The organism is Bradyrhizobium sp. CCGUVB23, from assembly GCF_024199885.1.
GTDB lineage: Bacteria > Pseudomonadota > Alphaproteobacteria > Rhizobiales > Xanthobacteraceae > Bradyrhizobium.
In genome coordinates, this window is sequence record NZ_JANADQ010000001.1 from 2,210,056 (window position 1) to 2,233,062 (window position 23,007).

At 59.2% G+C, this 23,007-nt stretch carries 16 protein-coding genes and 1 pseudogene; 7 read left to right on the forward strand and 10 right to left on the reverse strand.

All coding sequences use genetic code 11. The annotated features are described in order from the left end of the window. Window positions 1–190: 190 nt before the first annotated feature. Entirely contained in the window at window positions 191–2,161 is a 1,971-nt protein-coding gene (locus NLN62_RS10250; RefSeq protein ID WP_254108670.1) for an ATP-binding protein, read from the reverse strand. Window positions 2,162–2,463: 302 nt separating this feature from the next. Here NLN62_RS10250 and NLN62_RS10255 point away from each other — a divergent pair. The 3 genes and pseudogenes from NLN62_RS10255 to NLN62_RS10265 all read left to right on the forward strand — a co-directional run. Further along, window positions 2,464–3,030 (forward strand): annotated as a pseudogene (locus tag NLN62_RS10255) (DUF5131 family protein); the annotation flags it as partial. A 191-nt stretch (window positions 3,031–3,221) separates the two neighbouring features. Further along, entirely contained in the window at window positions 3,222–3,554 is a 333-nt protein-coding gene (locus NLN62_RS10260; protein ID WP_254108671.1) for a helix-turn-helix transcriptional regulator, read from the forward strand. Beyond that, the gene (locus NLN62_RS10265) at window positions 3,541–3,720 is read left to right on the forward strand and encodes a hypothetical protein (protein WP_371932950.1); all 180 of its coding nucleotides are present in this window, start codon (window positions 3,541–3,543) and stop codon (window positions 3,718–3,720) included. Before NLN62_RS10260 ends, NLN62_RS10265 begins: the two co-directional genes overlap by 14 nt. Window positions 3,721–4,220: 500 nt before the next feature. Here the strand turns inward: NLN62_RS10265 and NLN62_RS10270 are convergent, their stop codons facing one another. Next, window positions 4,221–5,282 (reverse strand): alpha/beta hydrolase, encoded by a 1,062-nt coding sequence (locus tag NLN62_RS10270; RefSeq protein WP_254108672.1) that lies wholly within the window; start codon window positions 5,280–5,282, stop codon window positions 4,221–4,223. Window positions 5,283–5,284: 2 nt separating this feature from the next. Next, on the reverse strand, window positions 5,285–6,859 hold the full coding sequence (locus tag NLN62_RS10275; RefSeq protein ID WP_254108673.1) for a bifunctional 3-(3-hydroxy-phenyl)propionate/3-hydroxycinnamic acid hydroxylase: 1,575 nt from the start codon (window positions 6,857–6,859) through the stop codon (window positions 5,285–5,287). A gap of 97 nt (window positions 6,860–6,956) precedes the next feature. Here NLN62_RS10275 and NLN62_RS10280 point away from each other — a divergent pair, with 97 nt between their 5' ends. Further along, on the forward strand, window positions 6,957–7,865 hold the full coding sequence (locus NLN62_RS10280) for a LysR family transcriptional regulator (RefSeq protein ID WP_254108674.1): 909 nt from the start codon (window positions 6,957–6,959) through the stop codon (window positions 7,863–7,865). Window positions 7,866–8,759: 894 nt separating this feature from the next. Here the strand turns inward: NLN62_RS10280 and NLN62_RS10285 are convergent. From NLN62_RS10285 to NLN62_RS10300, 4 genes are all read right to left on the reverse strand, one after another. Next, a complete protein-coding gene (locus tag NLN62_RS10285; protein WP_254108675.1) occupies window positions 8,760–11,804 on the reverse strand; it encodes an efflux RND transporter permease subunit in 3,045 nt (1,014 codons plus the stop codon). Between the two features lie 29 nt (window positions 11,805–11,833). Next, on the reverse strand, window positions 11,834–12,949 hold the full coding sequence (locus tag NLN62_RS10290; RefSeq protein ID WP_254108676.1) for an efflux RND transporter periplasmic adaptor subunit: 1,116 nt from the start codon (window positions 12,947–12,949) through the stop codon (window positions 11,834–11,836). Continuing rightward, entirely contained in the window at window positions 12,946–14,439 is a 1,494-nt protein-coding gene (locus NLN62_RS10295) for an efflux transporter outer membrane subunit (RefSeq protein WP_254108677.1), read from the reverse strand. The genes NLN62_RS10290 and NLN62_RS10295 overlap by 4 nt, the downstream gene beginning before the upstream one ends. A gap of 496 nt (window positions 14,440–14,935) precedes the next feature. Further along, on the reverse strand, window positions 14,936–15,547 hold the full coding sequence (locus NLN62_RS10300) for a TetR/AcrR family transcriptional regulator (protein WP_254108678.1): 612 nt from the start codon (window positions 15,545–15,547) through the stop codon (window positions 14,936–14,938). A 516-nt stretch (window positions 15,548–16,063) separates the two neighbouring features. Here NLN62_RS10300 and NLN62_RS10305 point away from each other — a divergent pair. Further along, on the forward strand, window positions 16,064–16,873 hold the full coding sequence (locus NLN62_RS10305; RefSeq protein ID WP_254108679.1) for an IS5 family transposase: 810 nt from the start codon (window positions 16,064–16,066) through the stop codon (window positions 16,871–16,873). A gap of 245 nt (window positions 16,874–17,118) precedes the next feature. Here the strand turns inward: NLN62_RS10305 and NLN62_RS10310 are convergent, their stop codons facing one another. After that, window positions 17,119–17,823, reverse strand: coding sequence for a lytic polysaccharide monooxygenase (locus NLN62_RS10310; protein ID WP_254108680.1), 705 nt, complete (start codon window positions 17,821–17,823; stop codon window positions 17,119–17,121). 895 nt (window positions 17,824–18,718) lie between these two features. Between NLN62_RS10310 and NLN62_RS10315 the strand changes: the two genes are divergently transcribed. Together NLN62_RS10315 and NLN62_RS10320 are read left to right on the forward strand one after the other, a co-directional pair. Further along, complete coding sequence (locus NLN62_RS10315) at window positions 18,719–19,756, forward strand: cytochrome-c peroxidase (protein WP_254113421.1); 1,038 nt, start codon at window positions 18,719–18,721, stop codon at window positions 19,754–19,756. A gap of 248 nt (window positions 19,757–20,004) precedes the next feature. Next, on the forward strand, window positions 20,005–20,166 hold the full coding sequence (locus NLN62_RS10320; RefSeq protein ID WP_198031819.1) for a hypothetical protein: 162 nt from the start codon (window positions 20,005–20,007) through the stop codon (window positions 20,164–20,166). Window positions 20,167–20,693: 527 nt separating this feature from the next. Here the strand turns inward: NLN62_RS10320 and NLN62_RS10325 are convergent. Then, entirely contained in the window at window positions 20,694–20,897 is a 204-nt protein-coding gene (locus NLN62_RS10325; RefSeq protein ID WP_027524830.1) for a hypothetical protein, read from the reverse strand. A gap of 493 nt (window positions 20,898–21,390) precedes the next feature. Continuing rightward, the gene (locus NLN62_RS10330) at window positions 21,391–22,326 is read right to left on the reverse strand and encodes a S1/P1 nuclease (RefSeq protein WP_254108681.1); all 936 of its coding nucleotides are present in this window, start codon (window positions 22,324–22,326) and stop codon (window positions 21,391–21,393) included. Window positions 22,327–23,007 lie beyond the last annotated feature (681 nt).

Genomic DNA, 23,007 nt, shown 5'->3' on the forward strand with positions numbered 1-23,007 from the left:
TTGCCTTTGATAAACCTAGCGTTTTTTAGATGCGCCGATGACTTTTGTAGGGGACTTTTGTATTTTCCTCAACAACAAATCACTCGGTCTTGCGAGCTAAGCGAATTTGCCGATACCGCTGGTCCGAGACACGATGTCCAGCACTTCTCCTAATGTTGCGAACTAGCGGAAGACCGGGGTTTGGGCTGGCTTACAAGCTGGAGGGTGGTGCTTCGGCTGAGTGCGTTGTTTCAGCGGGGGGAGTTGGTTGCGTTGATGCTACGATTGCGGCGGGATTGAACTCAGAAAACCGAGCAAAAATCTCCTCGATTTCTGCGAACGGCGAACTCGCCATATCCTCGGCAGCTTTGACGAAGGCGTTCTTGAAGCGCCCGAAGTCGAGACCGCAATGCTTATTTGAGCAGAAAATCTGCAAAATCGGCCGCCCTGGAATCTTTTTCCGCCAAGTGCCATCCGAAAGGCTCGTCTCCAACTCCGTCATCGTCTGTCGAGTGAAGGCGGCTATGTCGTTGGCCGAGAGAGCCTCGTTGAGCCGCAGTCGCTCGGAGGCTGCCTCCGCTTCAAAGAGCGCAATAAGCTCGTCCGTTGTCTTGCCCTGGCATCCTTTGGGCATCAGATCGACGTTTCCTGCGCGCTCGCGAAAATGCGCACTCACCACTAGCGCTGCGGCATATGACAGTATCTCGCGCGCAATTGTCTTCAAACGCTCGTCGATAGCCACTGGATCGCGGAGCCAAGAGCGCTCGGACGCTTCTGTTTCGAACGGCTCAAAAATGCGCGCGATTACTTCTGCGTCCAAGAAGTAGTTCTCTAAGTGATAGCGCTTCAACACCTGCATCCGGCCTTGAGACAACTCAGTGAGCCTCCCCAAGTCGCGGCTTGGTGGCACGGCATCGGCGTCGCACAACATGAAAAAGCTAACGCCCCAAATCGTTTTCTTAAGCACCAGATCGTTCAGTGATCCAAATGACTGAATGAAGCCTTTGCCTCCGCTTGGGACCAACACCAAGTCCGGAAATCTTCCCCGCAGCACTGCACCATAGGTCTGCTTGTCCAAGCTGCCGTGCTGTCCCTCAATGAGCACAATCTTTTTTCCGAGCGCCACTATGCCTATTGATTGCCCAACCAGCCGCAGTGCTTGGTGGGTATCATCATTTTCGGTGACCCGGATGGCTTGATTAATGGGCGGCTGCTTTGGAGGAGCAATGAAAATGACCGAGTTGTCGAGCGAAGCAGAGATGATTTCGGCCGAATGGGTGCAAAAGATGAACTGATTGCGAGCACCCGCAGTGCGCAGCGTCTGGATCAGACGGTAGCTGAGCTCTGGATGAAGATGCAGCTCTGGCTCGTCGAACACAACTATGCAGTCGGATGGGTTTCGCAGCAGGAAATCGAAGACGATATTTACGACCTCCCGCTCCCCTGAACTAAGCGCAGTGATAGGGAAGCTCTGTCCCTCATGTTCGTAGAACAACTGCGACTTCTTCGGATCGGGCTCTTCTAGCTGCTTGGGAGACAAGAGGCGCGCAAAGGCTTCCTTGAATGGGACCAATGGATCGGGAAAGTCATCGGGATTGATGATGATGCCATTTACCAATCCCTCTTGCCCGGCATGTGCACTACCATTCTGACGCTGAGTCCGCATTTGCTCTTCGACGTGAAGAGAAATGTTCTCTCTCCGGCTCCGGACTTTTCTAAAGATCGAGTGCACGGTGTCATTGAACCGGTTACTCAAGGTGTTGAAGCCGTAGTTCCAACCAATGTCTTCAAGAAAAGGATCGGCGTAATCCCAACTAAATTGGTACGGCTGTATATTTGTTATCTTTCTGTCGCTCTCGAAATTGAGAAGGCTGCTCTTCGTATCAGCTCGTTTTCGGCCGCCCCGTTGGAGGGTTTGTTGGAGCAGGCCAACATCCTGCGCATTTCTGGTATCGAGGCGCGACTTTCCCCACGCGGATCGCTCGGTTTCGGAGGTAGCGTCGACTATGATCCAGTTCTGTGCGTTGGCGGAGGGGTTTTGAAATTGGTTCAACATCCATTGTAGGAAGCGGCTCTTTCCGACGCCATTCGGACCTGCAAGGACCACCACATCTGATAGGCTATCTGCTTCGACCAATTTGATCGGCTGGATATTCTCGGCGTGAAACGCAACCAGCCTCATTAAATCCTCCCCCGCTCACCGTCCTCGACGGAGCACGCATAGCGGGAATCTCGCACCCCAAACAATTACCAGGTTTGACGGTATGCACAGCTTTTTAGCTATCATGGGAAAACAGTCCGGATGGGCGAACGCCAACGATATCAGCTTCAGCAGAAAGGCAAACCGTTTGCGATGGCACACGCCGTGGGGAATCCCTGGGATTCCGAAAGGGCGCTTCGACCTTTACGCAGGCCTTTGTATTTTTGAGAAGTTGACCACTCGCTATGTGTGGGTTGATTTCCTTCGATGCAAAAGGAGCCTCTATGGCTGAAACGTCGATCGAATGGACCGATGCTACGTGGAACCCCGTCGCTGGGTGCACGGTCCTGACTGCCGGTTGCACCAGCTGCTACGCAAACAGCGCGCCTCGATGCGATGGGGCAAGCTAAGTACAAGGGACTGACCAGACGGAGCGGTGGCCGGTGGGTATGGACCGGAAAAGTACGGCTGGACCCAAATTCGATTGAAACCCCGAAGTCATGGGCGAAACCCCGCCGGGTCTTTGTCAACTCCATGTCCGACTTGTTTCATGGGGACGTACCGACCGCGTTCATCGCACGCGTTTGAGCGACCATGAAGGAGACCCCGAGGCACACCTATCAAATTCTGACAAAGCGCCCCGACCGCATGGCGAGCGTCTTGTCCCAGAGGGATTGCGAGGTGCTTCCTAACGTCTGGCTTGGCACAAGCGTGGAAGATGGCCGTGTCCTCTCTAGGCTCGACGAATTACGGAAGGTGCCCGCGGCTGTCCGATTTGTTTCCCTAGAGCCATTGGGTTGGTGGCTGAGGCAGACTTTACCAATGTTGACTGGGCGATTGTAGGCGGGGAAATCGCCGCCGCATCGCCGCACTCATTAGACGGAGGGATTCCATAATAGACTTTGTCCATAAATCCATTGACTTACTAACGAACCATATTCAGCATTGCTGGTCTATTTATAGATCAAACCATCGACAAATCCGGATTTTGGCTATAAATGGCCCAGTTGGGTCCATGAGGTCCATTAATGGCTCAGTGATGATGAAGAAAACGAGACCCTATTCCCGCTACGCAAAGGAGGCGGCTGTCCTTTTAGGTCAGCTCATTCGTAAGGCGCGCATCGACCGAAAGATGACGACCGAAGAACTCGCCGACCGCGCGGGCCTTTCGCGCGGACTCCTGCGGCGAATCGAGAACGGAGATCTCGGCTGCACGCTGGGCGCCGTCTTCGAAGCCGCCGCTATCGTTGGCGTGCCGCTGTTTGCTGCCGATGAACGCGCTCTGACCAGCGCGCTCGCATCGAATACAGCCGTAATGACGCTGATGCCGAAAGCCGTCCACACATCGCGCGCGAAACCCGATGACAACTTCTGACAAGAAGCCGACTGAAACCTATGTGTGGGTCTGGCTGCCCGGCGAGACGGCGCCGGTCGTAGCCGGCCGCTTGTTCGCTTCGGGCAATCAGTTCCTCTTCAACTACGGCCAAAGCTATCTCGCGCGCAACAACGCGATTGCACTCTACGATCCGGAATTGCCTTGATTCCCCAATCTACGAAGGGCCCGAGCATAATTGGCAGCGGTCCTCGGTCGCAGACCCTGGCGTGCAAAATGTTGTGCCGCGTCCTGGATGAGGCGACGATCTTTGTCCGATAGACAAGGAAAATATCGGTCTTGAGGGGCCACCTCTCTAGAAACAAGAGAGTCGGCACGGCGCGCCTCGTGCAAGTGCTGCTCAAAGTCCTCTGACCCGGACCGCCCCACTTCCTGCTGATGCAACATGGCATCGTCGGCCTGCCAATGACCTGGATCGAATCGATTGGAATAGTTTAGGTCCACACCAACCCTCCGTGTCCGAAGTCAATCAGATCAGGTTGCCTACCCCGCCTGGCTGTCGAGAAGCTGAAGAGCCCCGCCCTCCAACGCAGAAAGGCACATCTTGAGTGCAGGCGACTCTGCTTGAGTGCAGGTGGCCGAGCCGTTCGTGGACCCGACGCTCGAACTGGCTTGGCCCGATGCGACTCTCGCTCCAGCCGCTTCCGGCTACAATCTGAGCACCGCGCTAAACCAGTCCGCTGCTAGCGTGTTTCGCTCGTCCCGATGGTTATAGATCGTGTGCTCGCCGTCTGGCCAGGACTTGAGGCGCGATCGGGGATCGGTGTTGCCTTCGAGAAACGCACTCTGAGATCCCGGCTTGACCAGCGCATCGGCGTCGCCCTCCAGCACCAGCGTCGCGCAGGCGATAGAAACGCGGCCGTCGAAGACAAGCGCGGAAACGCGCTCGGCAAGCAAATCCGGATCGTGGCAGCCGAACATCGCGGCGAGCTGCTCTTGCGCCGTTCGGAACGGCGGCACCTCCGTGCGCGCCGGAGCACCATTAATGCAGCAGGCGCGCACGCGGGTATCGCGGATGGCGGTGAGTGCCGCGAGCAGCCCGCCATAGCTGTTGCCCCACAGCCCAATCCTCTGACCAGGCGAGCGCATCAGGGCAAGATCGACGAAGCGGCTCAAACCGCTTGCAACGTCCTCATCGGCGAGGATGCCTCCCTCAAGCCTGCTCTCGCCCTGCCCGGGACCATCTACCAGAAAGCACGCGATCCCTCGCGCGCAGAGCGCTTCCGCCATCGAGCGATAGGCCGTGGACCAGCCACTCATGCCCCCGAACACGATCACGCTCGCGCGGGTCAGCTCCTCGACCGGTTGAAAGTGCCATCCGAACAGCGTCCCCTGCCGGTATGGCACTTCCACCTTCGTCGCCGGGTAATTCGACAGTGCAGCAAAGCGCGCGAAGCACTGGGTCATCCGGCGATAGAGCTCCCGCTTACGGTCGCCATCCGCATTGAAGGCCATTTGAGCAAAGATCAGGCTCACAGCAGCGGCGTGCCAGCTTTCGCGGGCAAGCGCTGCGTCATCGGCCACCTCGGCAAGGCGCTCCGCCTCGTGCGCCATCTCTTCAAGCACGAGGTCCCAGGGCCTCCCCTCGCGCACCCGCTGATGTGCGAGCCGTGCCTTATCGCGCGTCATGCCATAGTCGACCATGCGCGTGACCGACATCGCACGGCACAGGGCCTCGATTTCTTTGGCCTGTTCTTCGGATATGGCCATGTTCACGCTGCCAAGGCCGTCGCGTGCCACGACAGCTTCTGCTGGAGCTTTTCTGCAAGGTCGGCGACGTCCTTCAGCCCGGCGGCAAAGCCAAACAGATTGGTGTCCGGACGGGTGACCATCGCGGCAGCGTTCTTTCCAGCGAGACAAGACGAATAGGTTCTATCGATATCGAGCATACGTTCAACGCCGGCGCCGGCATCGTCGGCGAGCGTGAATGCGCGACAACCGAGACTCCGAAGAAAGCCCATCCGCGATGGGCCAAGAACAGCCGCTGGATTGCGTTCAGCAATGAGTGCGAAACTGTAGCCGACCTGGTCGTCGAGCCTTGCAATGCGATCGCCGATCCTGACACGCCCCTGCGGCGGTACCGAGCCCACGGCCTTGCCCCAGGCGCCGCGACGGTCGTCCTGGATGATGCCGGCGGAAAGGGACGGAAATGGCGGCGGCGGCGGGAACAGATTGAACCGGAAGGCAAGATCACGGAAGAACGCGACCGTTCGGCTATGTGTATTGGCGATTTTCCCCAACATCACCGCCGTGCGCATGATGTGGGCGACATGTGGACGGCGCTCGGGCTCGTAGCTCTCAAGGACTTCCGGTGAAGCGACGTTCCGGAGCACGAGATCAAGCTTCCAGGCGAAATTCGCGGCGTCCCTGATACCGGAGCAAGCGCCCTGCCCGAGATAGGGCGGCATGGTATGCGCGGCGTCGCCTCCCAGGAACACCGGCCCGCTGCGCCAGCTCTGCGCCATACGGCATTCGAAGGTGTAGACGATCTGCCTAATGATCCGAAGGTCGTCCGGGCCGACATCGTGATATTGCTTCAAGATTCTCCACGCGCTCTCTGCCCGCTCCATCTCGTCAGTGTCCTCGTCCGGCAGCAGCGCAAATTCGAACCGCTGTCGATTTGCCCCGATCGGCAGGAACATGTGGCCTCGTGCCGGGTCGCAATACTGCTTGGTTTCTTCGAAGCTTGCGGGAAGCGGCCGCTTGCGCTCCCCGTCGATATTGAGCCAGCGCTCGTTGAAGCCGGAGTCGTCGCGCTCAATCCCGAGCGCGGCCCTCACGAAGCTCCTGGCACCATCGGCCGCAAAGACGTAGCGCGCGTGCGCGGTTTCCGCGGCGTCGCCCGCCCTTAGCGCGAGTTCGACCCTTCCGGCTGAAATCTTCAAGCCGGTGAGCTCCACCCCCTGGCGCACCGTTACATTCGGCAAGCTGCGCACCTTGCGGTCGATCGCCGCCTCGATATCAGGCTGATGAATCGAAATATGCGCCGGAAATCCCATCGGCAGGCTAGGAATATCGACGACATCGACCAGCCGCTTTCCTTTCGCGTTATAGAAAATGTAGGACTCGATCGGCGATGAGTCCCTGAGCGCCTCCTCGATGTCGCATGCGAAGCTGAGCAGCCTTGCGGTCTCTCCATCGATGTGCGTCAATCGCGGAAGACCATAGAGAGAGGGCCATCGCTCGACGACCAGGACGCGGTGGCCCAGCTGCCCCAGGAGCGATGCCGCCGTCAGGCCCGTTGGCCCGTATCCGATGACGGCCACATCGAAGTCGGTCTGAGCCATGAACGTCCTCCCGGTTTTTTTGCAGCTTGTGATACTGAGAGGCATTGGTACAATCGATTGTCTTTATGAGCCATATCTATAGCGTGGATGCCCCATCATGCGCTTCAAAGGTCTCGACCTGAACCTCCTCGTCGCACTCGACGCGCTGATGACCGAGCGCAGCCTAACTGCGGCAGCGCGCAGCATCCATTTGAGCCAGCCGGCCATGAGCGCGGCGGTCGCAAGATTGCGTGCCTATTTCCGCGACGATCTCTTCACGATGCACGGCCACGAACTGGTTCCGACGCCGCTTGCCGAAGCGCTGGCTGCGCCGACCCGCGAAGCGCTGCTGCACATCCGGCTTTCCATGACCGAGCGTGACACGTTCGACCCGGCCAAATCGGACCGCCGCTTCCGGGTCATTCTGTCTGATTTCATGGCATTGGTGTTCTTCCGGACGGTGATCGCGCGTGTTGCGCGCGAGGCCCCCAACATCACGTTCGAGCTGATTCCGTTTGACGACCAACCGGACGAGCCGCTTCGTCGCGGCGAGGTCGATTTCCTCATCTTTCCGGAAATGTACATGTCAAACGCGCACCCCAAGGCAAAGCTGTTTGACGAGACGCTGGTGTGCGTGGGCTGTCACACGAACAAGCAGCTTTCACGCAAGCTCACCTTCGATCGGTACATGTCGATGGGTCACGTTGCGGCGCAGTTCGGACAAACGGGCAAGCCCTCCATCGAGGCATGGCTCCTGCTCGAGCATGGTCACAAGCGGCGTGTCGAGGTTGCAGTGCCGAGCTTCAGCTTGATCCCGCCCCTGCTGCTGGGCACCGAGCGGATCGCGACAATGCATTCGCGGCTGGCGCGACATTTCGCAACGACGATGCGGCTAAGGATCGTTGATCTTCCAATCCCGCTACCGGCCTTTACGGAAGCCGTACAATGGCCGGCTCTTCACAACAATGATCAGGCAAACATCTGGATGAGGGAGATCATGTTGCAGGAGGCGTCCCGCATGGCGTGAGACCACAAGAGTCGCATAGCTGCTTGGAGAGCCGAGCGTTTCGCCTCAATCTACCGAAAGCGCTACCTGAATGAAATGTTCGCTTTCTACGACCGACCTTGATTTGTCACGTCCAGCAACCTGAGCGACTTTCGCAATCGGATTGAGGCGGAAATCGCAGCTCAGATGGAATTTGCGATCATCGGACGCATGTGAAAAAGGCCCCATACAAAGCCAGCAATCCAAATTTCCGTGGCGTGATTCTATTGGACAATTTCCAATGCAAGAAAACAGGCGCGCCGGCATTTCGAGGCATAGTACGCCCGCATTTTTTCAGGAATGCTTAGCAGCGCGCGGGCCCTGCAGTCGTGATGTCCGCCCACTGTCGGCAAAAGCCGGACCTCGCTGGCCCGCGCTCGGCAAAGACCGGTTCTGGGATGAGGGACCGCTGAAAATATGCCCGATCGGTAAAAAACATCTCATTTCCTGGAAAAGATCCCGATCGGGAAGATTCGCTCATTCCGCGACGGGGACGCGGGAGCTGTCCGGAACACATCGCCTCTTCGTCGGTCGCTGGCGCCGGGTGTTCCGGTCAACCGTGCGTCGGCGCGATCATCATCGTCAGCACCAGCAACAGTAGCAGTCGTAGCCGGTTCGGCGCGGCGATGATCGCCGCGAACATGCCGACCATCATTAGCGGTACCGTGTCCGGCGATCTTCTCGCCTCTCGAGCGCCGCAGAGGCTCTTGTCGATGCCTCCAATTGTGGCCAGCAACCAGGCCGCAAAAGTGGCAACCGCTGCATGCATCCATAAAAGGCGGGGCGGTGCGTCGGATCAGGGCCGGCGGTAGTCATTTGATTTGGTCGGACGCGCGCGACCAGCAGTTCTCCGACGCACGCCCTGATCAGAGCGCTTCAATTCGAAGCCTCTCGCCCGCGACGGGCGATGAGCGAGTACGCGACCGGCACCACAAACAGGGTGAAGAGCGTTCCGATCGACAGGCCCGTGGCGATCACAAGACCCATGTTGTAGCGGGACACCGCGCCGGCGCCACTCGCTGTGACCAGCGGCAGCACGCCAAGCACCATGGCCGCCGTCGTCATGAGAATGGGCCGCAGCCTGATTGTCGCCGCCTCGATGATGGCCTCCGTGCGGTTTCTCCCTTCGGCGCGCAACACATTCGCCACCTCCACCATCAAGATCCCATGTTTGCTGACGAGACCCATCAGGGTGACGAGGCCGACCTGAGTGTAGATATTGATACTGGCGCCGCCGATGCCGACGCTGATGAAGATCAGCGCGCCGGCGAGCGACATCGGTACCGATATCAAAATAATGACCGGATCCAGGAAGCTGTTGAATAGTGCGGCAAGGGAAAGATAGATGATGATGAACGCGAACATGAACATGGTGACGAAGCCGCCCGATTCCTGCTCGAGTTGGCGGGAGGCGCCTGCGAAGTCGGTCGAGTAGCCCGCCGGAAGGGATTTTGCGAGCGTCTTCAAGGTCGCAAGCGCATCGCCCATCGCGACGCCCGGCATCGCCACCCCGGAAATGGTCGCGGCGTTGATCTGCTGGAAATGGTTGAGTGCCTGCGGAGCGGCCTTATTGTCGAGATGGGCGACCGTTGCCAGCGGCACCATGGTGTTGTTGCTGGTCCGAATCTGGTAGCTCAGCAGTTGCTCGGTGGTGAGGCGGTCGTTTTGCCGGACCTGCGCGATCACCTTGTAGGAGCGGCCGTCCAGGTTGAAATACTCGACGTAATTGCCGCCCAGCATGGTCGCCAGGGCGCCACCGAGATCGCTCATCTTCAAACCGAGATCGCCGGCCTTGTCGCGGTCGAACACGACGGTGCTCTTCGGCTTGTCGATCTTGAGGTCGTTGTCAAGGAACATGAACTGCCCGGTCTTGAGCGCCTCCGCCATGAAGTTCCGGGCGACCTCGTCAAGCTCGTTGAACGAGCCCGTCGTGCCGATGACGAACTGGATCGGCAAGCCGTTGCTGCCCGGCAGCGGCGGCGGTTGGAATGCCACCGAACGCGTGCCCGCGATGCCGTTGAGTAGGTCCTGGAATTGAAACTGAAGCGTGCCGGTGGTCACACTACGCTTGTTCCACGGCTTGAGCACCCAGCCGGCAATCGCCTGGGAGGGCGTATCGATCTGGAAGACGAGCCCGGTCTCAGGGCGCTTCGAGACGAGGTCGTACACCTGTTGCGCGTAGAACCGACGCTGCTCAGGCGTGGCCGAGGGCGCCGAATTAGTCATCGTCAGGATCACGCCTTGATCCTCATCCGGCGCGAGTTCGTTCTTCGAGCTCGCATAGAGCCAGGGGATGCTGGCGAGCAGCAGCAGCGCGAAGACCACCACGACGGCCTTGGTGACAAAGAGAGATTCAAGGCGGCGGCGATAGGCGGCGGTCAGCCGCTCCAGCGCGTGATCGATCCTGCGTACCAGACGCGCCTGCCAATTCGTAGCATCCCGCTCGGTCCGGCGCAGCAGCCAGGCACAATTCATGGGGGACAAGGTCAATGCGATGACCGCCGACACGATAACCGCACCAGCCAGCGTGAACGCGAATTCCGTGAACAGAGCGCCCGTGAGACCGCCCTGGAAGCCGACCGGAACGTACACCGCGATCAGGACGACCGTCATTGCGATGATGGGGCTGACGAGCGCGCGGGCCGATTGGATCGCCGCCTCGACGGGCGGCGTGCCCTGATCAATCAGGCGGTGGACGCTCTCCACGACGATGATGGCATCGTCGACGACTAGTCCGATCGCGAGCACCAGGGCCAGCAGCGTCAGGAGATTGATCGAGAATCCCATCAGCAGCATTAGTTCGAAGGTGCCGATTAGGGACAAAGGGATCGCGATCACCGGGATCAGCACCGACCGCCACGAGCCGAGGAAAAGGAAGACCACGATAGTCACGATGACAACCGCCTCAAGCAGCGAATGGACGACCTCATCGATCGAACTGCTCACGAACCGCGTCGAGTCGTAGAGGATCTCGCTGGTGATGCCGTTCGGCAGGCTCGCATTGATGTCGGGAAGCACCCTTTTTACCCCCTTAATGACATCGAGCAGGTTCGCGGTCGGCGCCACCTGGATGCCGAGATAGACGGCCGTCTTGCCGTTGAACTTGGCCGAGCTATCATAGTCGTCGTTGCCAAGCGTCACGTTCGCCACATCCTTCAGGCGGATAATCGCGCCGTTCACGTGCTTGATGACGAGATTGCGGTACTGCTCGAGCGAATGAAGGTTCGTCGTGGCCGAGAGATCGACCTGGACGAGCCGTCCCCTTGTCGAACCGAGACCGGCGATATAGTCGTTGCCGGACATCGCGGTGGAGACGTCGCTCGCCGTCAGCCCATAGGCTCCAAGCTTATCGGCGTCGAGCCAGGCACGCAGGGCGAACTTCTTGCCGCCGATCAACTCGGCCGTCTGAACGCCCGGCACGGTCTGCAGCTTGGGCTGCACCACGCGGGTCAGGTAGTCAGTGATCTGGTTGGGAGCGAGCACCTCGCTCGCAAACCCGATGTACATTGCATCGATGGTCTGGCCCACCTTCAGCGTCAAAGTCGGCTGCTGGGAGCCAGTCGGAAGCTGGTTGAGGACGGAGTTGACCTTGGCGTTGATCTCCGTCATCGCCTTGCCGGAATCGTAGTTCAGTCGCAGGTTTACAGTGATGGTGCTGGTACCGGTGGTGCTGCTGGAATTCATGTAGTCGATGCCGTTCGCCTGGGCGATCGCGTTCTCCAGCGGCGTGGTGATGAAGCCGGTGATGATGTCGGAATCGGCACCGGCATAGGCCGTCGTCACCGTAACGATCGCGTTCTGGGTACGCGGATATTGCAGGATCGACAACGAGGTCATCGACCGCAACCCGAGCACCAGAATCAGCGCGCTGACCACAAGGGCGAGCATCGGGCGACGAATGAAAATGTCCGTGAAGCGCATCGTATCGCTCTTGCTGCTCGTCCCGTCGTTCACTGGTCAACGACTGTCGGCGCCACTTCCGCGAGCGGAACGTGGGAATTGTCGATTTTTACCGGGCTACCGTTGCGAAGCTTGATCTGCCCCGCAATCATGACGGTCTCGCCGGGCTTGATGCCGTCAGTCACGGCGATGCGGTCGCCCTTTGCCGGCTTGGTCTTGACGAACATCTGCCGCGCGGCGCCCTGCCCGTCGTGCAGACCGTCCACGAGATAGACCAGGTCGCCATAGGCATTATTGACGATTGACGTGAGCGGAACGGTGACGATCTCTTCCTGCTTTCCGATGTCTATCTCGACCTTGGCGAACATGCCCGGGAGGAGACGGGCCGGATTGTTTCGGATCGTCGCCCGAACCTGGATGTTGCGGCTTGCGCTGTCGACCTTGGCGTTGACCGCCGATATCCGGCCCCAGAAGCGTTCGCCGGGGAACGCATCCACCGTCGCGGTGACGTCCTGGCCGATGACGATCGAGGCCAGCGCCTGCTGCGGCAGAAAGAAATCGATGTATATCGGATCGAGACTCTGCAATGTGACGATGGCCGTGCCCGCGCTCAAGAACTGGCCGATATCGACGGCGCGAATCCCGAGCCGCCCGGCGAACGGCGCCTTGAGCGTCTTTTGCTCGACGATGGCCTTTTGCTGCTCGACCAGGGCTCTGGCATTCTTCAGATTGGCTTTATCGCTGTCGAGCGTGGCCTGACTGACAGCGTTGAACTTGATCTGCTCCTCATCGCGTTTGACTATAATCGCGTTGTTCTCGGCGATGGCCTGCAGCGACTGCAGCTTGGCGACGTCGTCGGACGCGACGAGCTGGAGCAAGGGCTGGCCTTCAGTCACCTCGTCGCCGGAAGAGAACTGGATACTCTGCACGATCCCGGAAGCCTGCAGCGCGAGATCGGCGCCGTTCACCGCGCGGAGCGAGCCGACGGAGGAAAGGGTCGATCGCCAGGGCGCTGTTACCGCGACCACGGTGGACACGGTCTGCGGCGGATTCTTCATGGCGCCGATCGCCTTCCTGATCATCATGTCCTTGAAGGTCTGAACGCCGTAGAGGCCGGCGAACAGGACCCCCATCACGGCGAGCATGATCGTCATGCGCTTGATCATCGCATTGCTTCCTGTGTTGAGCGGTTGGGACCGGCGAAATAACCGGGATTGGCGCGAGGCAGAGCATCGACCGTCAGGTCGGCTCTGTTCCACCATCCGCCGCCGAGCGACTGGAATAGCGCTGCGGTGTCGGCGAAGCGCGCCGCCTGCGCCTTAATACGCGATATCCGCGCGTTGAGATAGGATTGCTGAGCCGTGATGACGTTGGCGTAAGGGACCGCGCCGGTCTTGAACTGCTCGATCGACATCGAAAGACTGTCGGATGCGGCCTTCTCCGCTTCGGCTTGCGCCTTCAGCGTCGCCGCGTCGTACTGAATCGCGCGCAGCGAATCCGCGACGTTCTGGAACGCTGTGATCACAGTGCTCTTGTAGGCCGCCATATCCTGCTCGAAGAGCGCAACGTCGGCTTCTTTGGTGTGATAGAGCGTGCCGCCGTCGATCAGCTTCTGCGTGACGGTGGAGGTCGCGTCCCAGACGATCGTTCCGGGCGAAAACAGCTTGCCCGTTCCGCTCGCACCGTAGCTGCCGGACAGCGTGATCTGCGGCAAAAGATTTGCCATACCGACACCGACGGCCGCGGTCGCCTGATGCAGCGTCGCCTCGGCCTGGCGGATGTCCGGACGCTGACGGACGAGCTCTGACGACAACGACACCGGAAGCCTTCCAGGCAAACGCAGTTCGGCAAGCATGACATGCTCGCCGCGATCCTCGCTCGGCAGGCGCCCAAGATAGGCCATCAGCTGATTGCGCTGCTGCACGAGCTGCTTCTGCAGCGGCGGCAGCGTCGCCTTGGCCTGCGCAAGCGTCGATTCCTGGGACAGCACATCGGACTTGGAGACCGCCCCGATCTCGAACTGGCGCTGGATACGCGCCAGCTGATCCGTCTCGGCCTTGACGATCTCCTCGGTCGCTGAGATCTGGTCGCGGAGCGAGGCGTCGGCGATCGCCGCCGTGATCACATTAGCGGTCAGCGCCAGGTAGGCCGCCTCCAGCTTGAACGCTTGGTAGTCGGCTTGCGCCTCGAGCGCCTCGACTTCCCGGTGCGTGCCGCCCCAGAGATCGAGCGCGTAGGAGACGCTGACCGAGCTGTTGAAGAGCTTGTAGAGCGGGCCCTGCTCGCGTGCGGCAGAACCCGTCCCGGTCGCTTGCGGGATCAAGGCGCCCTGCTCGGCGAGCGCGGTCTCCCGGGCGGCGCGCAGCGCAAATTCGGCGGACTGAATATCGGGATGGTTGCGAACGGCTTCTTCAACGAATGCTGTGAGCTTGCGCGAGTGAAAGTGCCCCCACCAGTCGCCTGAGATGTCGCCTCCCGGCGAAAACACTTGCGAATTGCCCCCGGCCGTTTTGGTGCTGTCGGTCGAGGCGAGGTGAGGCTCCCGTGTGTAGCGGTCAACGGCCGGGGCGTTGGGCGCAACGAAGTTCGGTCCGACCGCGCAAGAGGCGAGCAAAAAAAAGCAGGTGCGACGGCGCCCGCCAAAAGGCGAACGCATCCGAGCCGCGACATGACGGGACACCGTGCAACCGTGCGCCTTCCGCTCCGCCGTGCTGCCACAAAAGGTTCGCTATTCCCCAAAACCGACATTCTCTTCCGACACCAAATATCGAACTGTACGGTTCGGTACCGATATTGTGCGCAGAGATCTCTGTCAACCAACCGTACCGTGAGGCTCTATTTTTTGAGCACCATCACTGCGCACGAGGTGCAACTGCGGGGTCTGCTCCGGCAGCGCTCACATGCGACGGCTTATCTTCCTGGTGGGTCAGCCCCGAAAACCGAAAAACCAGAAAGGCTGGAAATCAAGTGCAACATTTGCTGCAAAGTCGTCGATTTGCGGGCGCAGCATTGTCGGCCCGCGCCTTTGCTGTGTGGCTTGCGTCGGGGCACCCATGACTCCGCGAGAACTTTCGAGTGTGACGGACAGGAGAGGACCGCGCACGACCGGACTCGGCCGGTGAGTACCCGCAAAAGAGTTACTGTGTGGATCGCTATCGATGGGGCTCGCCGGTGCGGCAGGCCGCGAGGAAGAACGAAACGCTCTCCGCCACATGGCCACGCATGTGTGCCTTAAGCCGCTTGGGATCTTCGCCGAACACCGCCCGCATCACGAGCGGCGCGACGACGAGATCCAGGAAGAACTGCGCCGTTCTAGTCAGCCGCTCCTGAGCGAAGGCGGCATACGCCCTGCCCTGCTTGGAGTGAGTCACGTCTTTCAAGACGTTAGCCGCGTGATGAGTGCCGCGTTCGCGCATCATTCGCTCCACCTTGGCCAGATCAGGGAAACGCCGCGCTTCGGCAGCCGCGAGACGCATGAAATCGACACTATCGGCGGCAAGGACGTGCTTGAGTATCTCGCTCCCAAGGACCGTCAATCGCTCTTCGATCGTGTCGCCAGAGGGTACCGCACTTTCGTAGCCTTCCCGCACCTTCTCCGCGTTGCGCATCGCAATTGCAGCGAATAGAGCCTCTTTGGTTGAAAAACGCGTATAGATCGTTGCCTTGCTTGCACGGGCAAGGCTCGCAATTTCCCCGACGCTGACCCCGGCGAGCCCCCGAGCGAGAAACAACTCACGCGCTGCGCTCAGGATTCGCTCATCCACTTCGGCGGCCAACTCCTTCGGAGGGCGACCAACGCGGACAGCCTTCTGCAGAGCCTTGCCCTTGTGTCCCGTCTCCATTGATCCACCTTAGTTTTTCGAAAGGGCCGCCTGGGACAGAAATTGCGCTGCCCATGCAGCGGTTTACCCGGCACTATAAAGGAAGTAAATAGAACTTATCGGTACACATTTCTTACTAGGGCACCATGCATTCTCGTGGTGAACAAGATTTCGGACGCCGCAGCCCCCAGCCTCAGAGGTCAACTTTGAACTTAAGGCGCATTTTACAAGCCCTTCATCCCCTGCGAAGGTGCCCTGGAAGCGGTTTTCTGAGCGCCGATCGTGCTTCCCGCTTGTCGTCTTTGGGGCGTGGCCATGCTCGAGGCGCGCCACCCACCATGTGTATGACGAGCCTCCTCGTTGCGTGGCAAACTGCCGGCTAGATGTGTTCGGATAAGTCCGATCGACCTTCTAGAGGCTGTTAGGGACTGATTAACCATAGATGTTGAGGTTTGCGGGATGTCGATTCCCCGCGAGCCTTATCCTTCTGACGTTTCCGATGACGAGTGGGCGCTTGTTGCGCCGTATCTGACACTTTTGCCCGAGGACGCCTCGCAGCGGACGCACGCGCTTCGCGAGGTGTTCAACGGCCTGCGCTATATCGTGAAGACCGGCGCGCCCTGGCGCTGGATGCCGAACGATTTGCCGCCGTGGGAGATCGTGTATCAACAGGCGCAGCGGTGGTTGCTCGCGGGTTGCTTTGAAGCCCTGGCCGAGGATCTGCGCGTTATCCTGCGCCTTGCGGCTGGACGACCCGCGCAGCCGACCGCCGCCATCATCGACAGTCGAACTCTGCGCTCGACGCCCGAGAGTGGCGCCCGCGGCGCCTACGACGGAGCCAAACGCAAGAAAGGTTCGAAGCTGCATTTGGCCGTCGATACGCTCGGCCATCTTCTGGCGCTGCATGTCACGCCCGCCAACACCGACGATCGCGCCGAGATTGGCCGGATCGCCAAGACGATTCAGGCAGAGACTGGTCAGAGCGTCGAAGTCGCCTTCGTTGACCAGGGCTACACAGGCGACAAGCCTGCAACGGCGGCTGCAGAACACGGCATTGCCTTCGAGGTCATAAAGCTGTCGGAGGCCAAACGAGGCTTCGTGCTGCTCCCAAGGCGATGGGTCGTCGAACGATCTTTCGCGTGGGCCACACGCTTCCGAAGACTTGCCAAAGATTACGAGCGATGCGCTCAGACCCTCGCCGACCTCCACCTCATCGCCTTCGCATGCATCCTGCTCAAAAACGTCGCTAAACTCACTGCTGGTCCCTAACAGCCTCTAATTGGTGGGAAGCAGCCCTGATGTGATGGAAGAGGCGCACAACATTGAACAAAGACAAGGCGTAAGACATTCTAAGATCAAGACCCGACTATGAGCAGCGCGCCTTCGAAGTCGAAAACAATCAGCTTCATTCGGCGTCTTCCTTGCTAAACGGCAGCTACTGTCTGTGGTGGATCTCTGCAGGTCGGCCAAGCGCCCGCCGCATTTCGGCGGCGAGATCCGCCTAGAGCGCCCCTTCAATCGGAACCACTGGTGCTCGACGATCTCCGTTCCTCGAAAGTCGCGTCGACGATCTGATAGAACGCCATCGGGCTGTTGGCGAGTTCCCACACAGCCAAAATCACTTGGTAGCCGGTGCGCCTTGGCAGCTCGCACATGTGCACAGTGGGCGCCGTGGGCATCAGGTTGGCATTCGGATCCCAAAACGGCTGGCGGCCATTCTGGATTGTGCAAAATGGCTTCACTTCGAACTGCGCGCGCGTGAGCGGCGAGGACGGATTCCAGTCCACCCGTGTGATGAAGTAGTTCCAACGCCGTGTCGGGTGAGGCGCATCGTATTCCCACTTGAACTTCTGCTTCGCGCCGGAGTGTAAGCGAATCTTCTCCCAGCGCGTTGGCGTCTGCTCATCTAGCAAGGGCACATCGCCGCGCACGGTGCTGCCGGCAATGTGCCCGTCCGCTGGCGGCGCCGCGTTCTGCACATCGGTCGGTGCGATCGGGTCTAGCAGACCCCCCTTGGTGGCGGGAAAGAATTTGCCGCCCTCCATCGCGTTTGCCCTCCACAAATCGATTGGACAGTCCTTATTCCTGTGCTCGGCACAGAGCACGACACGTGAGGCAGGTTCAGTAAGGCGACCTTGCGCGTGCACGCTAGCAGCGGCGAACAACGATGCCGCGCCGCCGAAGAGTGCACTGGACCGGCGCTGAAATACATACTTCATGGTTTACCTCGTAACTGTCGGATGGGCATATGAAGAAAGTCCGCCAAGCCGAGGCAGATGTCCGCCGTCAGGCAGCCCAGCCCCTGCGGGACAGAGGGGTGCTAGGTGGCGCTCGCCATCCCTGCTACGCCTTCGGCACGCACATCGCGATTGCGGAGGCGTCTGGTGAGCCGCACCCAACTCTCTGGGACCCCAAGATTTTCCGGTGACGACGCGCAGGTTTGGCCAATTGAGCTGTAGGGCGGTGGCGGGGTGATTATTTCAAGTCACTTCGCTTAAGACATCTCTCCATCCGCTGTTGTTCAGCCTCGATCAGGATTCAACCTGCGCGCGAAGCGCGCCATGGATGTAGCAAGTCACAAGCAGCTAGCGCTGCGACACACAAGACGCGCCACCACCCCCTCCAGGCCTCCAGCAAGCTAAGCTTGTCGAACTGCGAGAATCCCCGCCTCATCTCGCCAACACTTGCCAGACACGATAGGGACCAAAGCCACCTGTTGAGAGCGGCGGCGGCTATCTTCGACGAACTCGGCAACGCTGCAATCAACGGGACCAGATCAATGATGCAGCGTCTGTGACATCGATTGAATCCGATTGAGCAGTTGAATTTGAACTCGCGAGACAGGTGTCTGCGCTGTCACGGTATTCTTGCAATTGACGTGCCGCTTTGCCCCTCCTCGAAGCGCGGCGAAACCATATGCTTCGTGCCAAGCCGAACGTACTGTTGCGCTGCTGCCACGTGTCGCGAAGCCGACATCGAGCAGGGAAACACGACACCTGCTCACGCGTGACGGCTGGCTCAGTTCCTGCATGGTTGCGGGCGATCATGTCGTGGGTGCCCTCCTGAAGAATTATTGTTCGGTAGCGGCGCCGAAAGAAGCGGAAGTCTCACGTGATGCGCAAGGTGTCTATTGCTACCCTCCTAGTTCTCGTCTCATCCCATGCGATTGCGAATGACGAATTGATGAGGGCGGCCAGACAGATTTTCAAACCGATCCCCTCTGCTATCCCCGCAGTCAAGGACAATCCTGTCACTGTCGAGAAGGCCGAACTCGGCAAGATGCTATTTTTCGACCCTCGCCTCTCGGCGAGCGGGATCATCAGCTGCAACACGTGCCATAATCTTGGCACTGGCGGGGTCGACGCCGGGCCAACCTCGGTCGGTCACGGCTGGCAAAAGGGGGCGCGTCGGGCGCCAACCGTCTACAATTCGGTATTCAATGCGGCGCAATTCTGGGACGGACGCGCGCCGGATCTCAAGGCACAAGCCAAGGGACCCGTTCAGGCGAGCGTCGAAATGAATGCGACCCCGGATCGTGTGACGAGCACGTTGAACTCGATGGAAGGTTATGTCGGTAAGTTTAAGCGAGCCTTCCCGAATGATACACCGCCGGTCACCTTCGATAATTTCGCGAAAGCGATCGAGGCCTTTGAAGCTACCCTTACGACACCGGCGGCTCCGTTCGACCAGTACCTGAATGGCGATGTCAGCGCTCTAGATGATCAGCAAAAGGCGGGATTGAAGCTGTTCATGGACAAAGGATGCGCCTCCTGTCATAACGGACTGAATATTGGCGGCCAGGATTATTTCCCGTTTGGCGTAATCGAAAAGCCCGATATCAAACTGCTTCCTACGACCGACAAGGGACGGTTCGCAGTCACCAATGCTCCCGGCGACGAATACGTGTTCCGTGTCGCCCCCTTGCGCAACGTTGCCTTGCGAGCTCCCTACTTCCATTCGGGGCAAGTTTGGACTCTCAAGGAAGCCGTAGGAATCATGAGCGAAGTACAGCTCGGCGCCAAGCTGAGCGAGAAGGAGAATAACGATATTGTTGCCTTTCTTAATTCACTGAGCGGGCGCCTCCCCAAGATCGAATATCCGATACTGCCAACGCGCACAAAGGAGACGCCACCCCCCTCCTTAGGCAGATAGTGTCGTTCTTCCACAAACGGGATCACACATTGTCAAATGGACCATGGGTCAAGTCGATCCTCTTTGCAGCCTACTTGCGACGCCGCTGCTGCGTTCGGGAGCGGCGTCGCAAGCCCGAATGCCGTTTAGGTCGTCGAAGTGGCTGTCTCGAAGCATCGCGGGCCGTCCCTATCCCGACCGGCAGAGGTACTGGATCATGAAGTACATGCAGCATCGCGCGGTCAATCGGGAGCCGTCACGGAGGTCAGATGACAACGGTCATTAGAAATCTGCTCGCTCGAAAGCAGAAGCTGATTGAGCAACTCGATTCGACTACAGATGTTAAGCAGCGCGAGAAGATCGAGCATCAACTTCAGCAAGTAAACACGGCGCTCGACCTTCTCGATCGGCCTAAGCAGCCGAGCGACTGAGAACGCGAGACCAACGCCCGGTGCATCTTGAAGGGGGGACTTTTTGGCTTTCCAGCAAGCTTTAACTCTGGCAAGCTTTAACTCTGAATGGTGTCCGCCGGGCCTCAGCGTCGCAATCAATTTCTCCTAACGGACCATCGCTGTTCGCCCCCGCTGACAATCGTGTTCAGCCAACGTCGACTGCAGATAGCGGTTCCAGAATTAACCCGTGGCGGCGACATCAAGCTTAATGCAGGGGTTTGCTTGCGATAGTACTGCAGGGCGTTAGGCTCCGCGCACCGGACATTGCCCCGTCCGGGTCCGCCCAAGGCGAAGTCGTCGCGCCAATATACTCGGCGCGGCGCATCGTTTGATTGGAAAGCGTCATCGTAGCGTAAGCCGCCGCTGTCCGCCGCTTTCTATGCCCGCCTCTGGATCACCTTGCTCGTGCTAGTCGTCGCTGGCTTAGCCCGCATGAACGTGGAGGCCATGAACAGAGGTAGCCAACACCAAGTTGCTCGCCTCCGCAGAACGGGCGGCCCCGCGCGTCACTCCGGCGCGATCGTCGCAAGTCCAGCTTCGATGACTGCAATTTCTTGACTTACTTGCGCGACGGCTCGACTTGGATCGATGCCGGTGACGCTGCTTAGTTGCCTCAGCAGCTCCCGCCGATGCGCAAGAAGACCCTCCAGCGCGCCACGATCCTTTAGTCTGACGTAGCCGTTGACGATCAACTCAACTGAATGCGACATCTATCTCTCAAATAAACGATTGGCCTGAATTGGCCAATATAATTACCCACGCAGCTGAATGCAGCATCCCAATAGCAAAAACCTTCATCGGTAAGACTAACGAGCAAAGCTCCTTGTCGCCGTACATTCACCGCGCCCATCCTGGCGGTGGTCGCGAAGGTGCCGATGTCTCGCGTAACCTGCGTCTTCGCGGCAAGGGGCCGCCGCCTCCAGAAGCGGCGGCCCCGCCCAACGCGAGCGAACAATGCTAGAGCGTCTGCCAAATGATGAAGACACGTCACTTATCTTTCGCGACTTTCTCGAAGGCGCTGGCATACGCCTCAATGGAAGGACGTACCGTCCGCCCTGGCATGCCTGTTCTCACTCGAAATGAAGCGGCAAGCTGCCGTGGACGCGAATAAGATCTAGTTGCAACGCTCGCCTATCGAACGGTCACAACGTACGTGCCGAGCCATCGTAGGCAACGACCTAGGATGAGCACCGAGACGGACGCTCATTTGAATGCATCGTTGAGGATCGCCGCAATCCTGGCGCCGGCGAGTGCAATCCGCTGGTTGGCGATCCTGTGGGCCCTTGACTGATAAGGCTGCGTGAGTTTGTACGGGCCGTCGCCGCCGCGAATCGGCGGCGCATACACTGAACTCTTGGCGATCTCGAAGCTCTCCTGGATCCAATCGTTCTCATCCGTCGAACCGCTATCCACTGTCCGAAGATCCGCCGCGGCGTCGATGGCATCCTGCGGTGGCGCGCTGGTCGGTCCCAACAACCCATCCCAGAACGCGTGGAGTTCCCTCGCGCTTCCACATTTTCTGCAACTGATCTTGACGTCGTTTCCTCCGGCGTCGCCATCCTGCTCGGCGTGCGTAAAGCGAGAGGTCGCGTGCAGCGGCTGGTGCAGGTCACCGATGAGATGCAGCAGCCAGGAAAGATCGTATGAGCGCACGTCATCCGATGCCGTCTTATCCGCAAGCGTTTTCTTGAAGACCGCGACCTCAGTCTGCGCGTTAGGCGATTGCGGCTGCTGCAATGGGGTGCCATCCGTCGAGAACGGTTCATCAATGAAGTGCCAATACTTGTGGCGAAAGTGATCGGCATATCCGATGTTCTGCGACGCTTCGGGGGTTTGCGGCGCAACATCGCCGTTTCTGTCGCCATCGTTGTGGTGGTCGCTGAGCGATTTGATCTGGTCCGGCCACGTCGCCGCCTTGACGAACGCGACCTGGTCGCGCTGGCCCGCCGGCACGCCCTGGATCCAGCCATCGTATTGAGGATTGAGTTTGAGAAGGCGCGTGGCTTCCTGCTTGGCGGCAGGCGTCAGCTGGCTCCAGGCCAGCGCAGCTGCCTCCATATGTCCGAAATTATTCCAAGCGTTGGCGGACGATCCAACGAGTACTGCACAACCCAGCGCGATCAAGAAACGAATCTTCATGGAAAATCCTCACTGATGGACAATTGAAAAAGCTCGCTTACGTTGTGAATGTATATTTACGCACGTCTTGGGTCATCAAAAAGAAGGTAAAGATGGTGCTTGCCACGCAGACGTCGCTTGGGCCGAGTTCAAAACAAGCTCGGACCGAATAGCCGTCGAGGTCCTTGCCTCCCGCGCGCTCACTCAAGCTCCAACCAGTTCAACGCTGCACTCACCATCTGTCGGGCGCGGTCTCCACGACTCCTCCGAGCTTAAGCCAATGGAGGTTTTTTGGACCTAGAGGGCTCGCCAGGACGCGCCACCGTATTGATCCATGACATTGTGGCGACCCCGACCTCAAGCCAACATGAAGCGGCAGTCAGCAAGGCCTCGAGTCCGACAGGAACGAGATCTTGCGTATCGCGCCTAAAGAAGGCTCGCGGTACAAGGTACGGGAACGCGATGTCTGTTAGGTGACGGCGTCGATAGCAATCGTAGTCGCAATATCCTCCCCCTGTTCGCACATCTCGCACGTAACCTGGACCTAAGGACCGAGAACATCCGCTGCAGGTTCTATCGCCGTGCGGGGTCCTGTGATTCACGAGGATGAATTTCATAGTCTGCGCCCGTTAGGGGTCTCATTCCGGCCTGAGATCTTGTCAGCGATCCGAGCGTTCGAAATCGCGCCAATCTTGGTTCCGA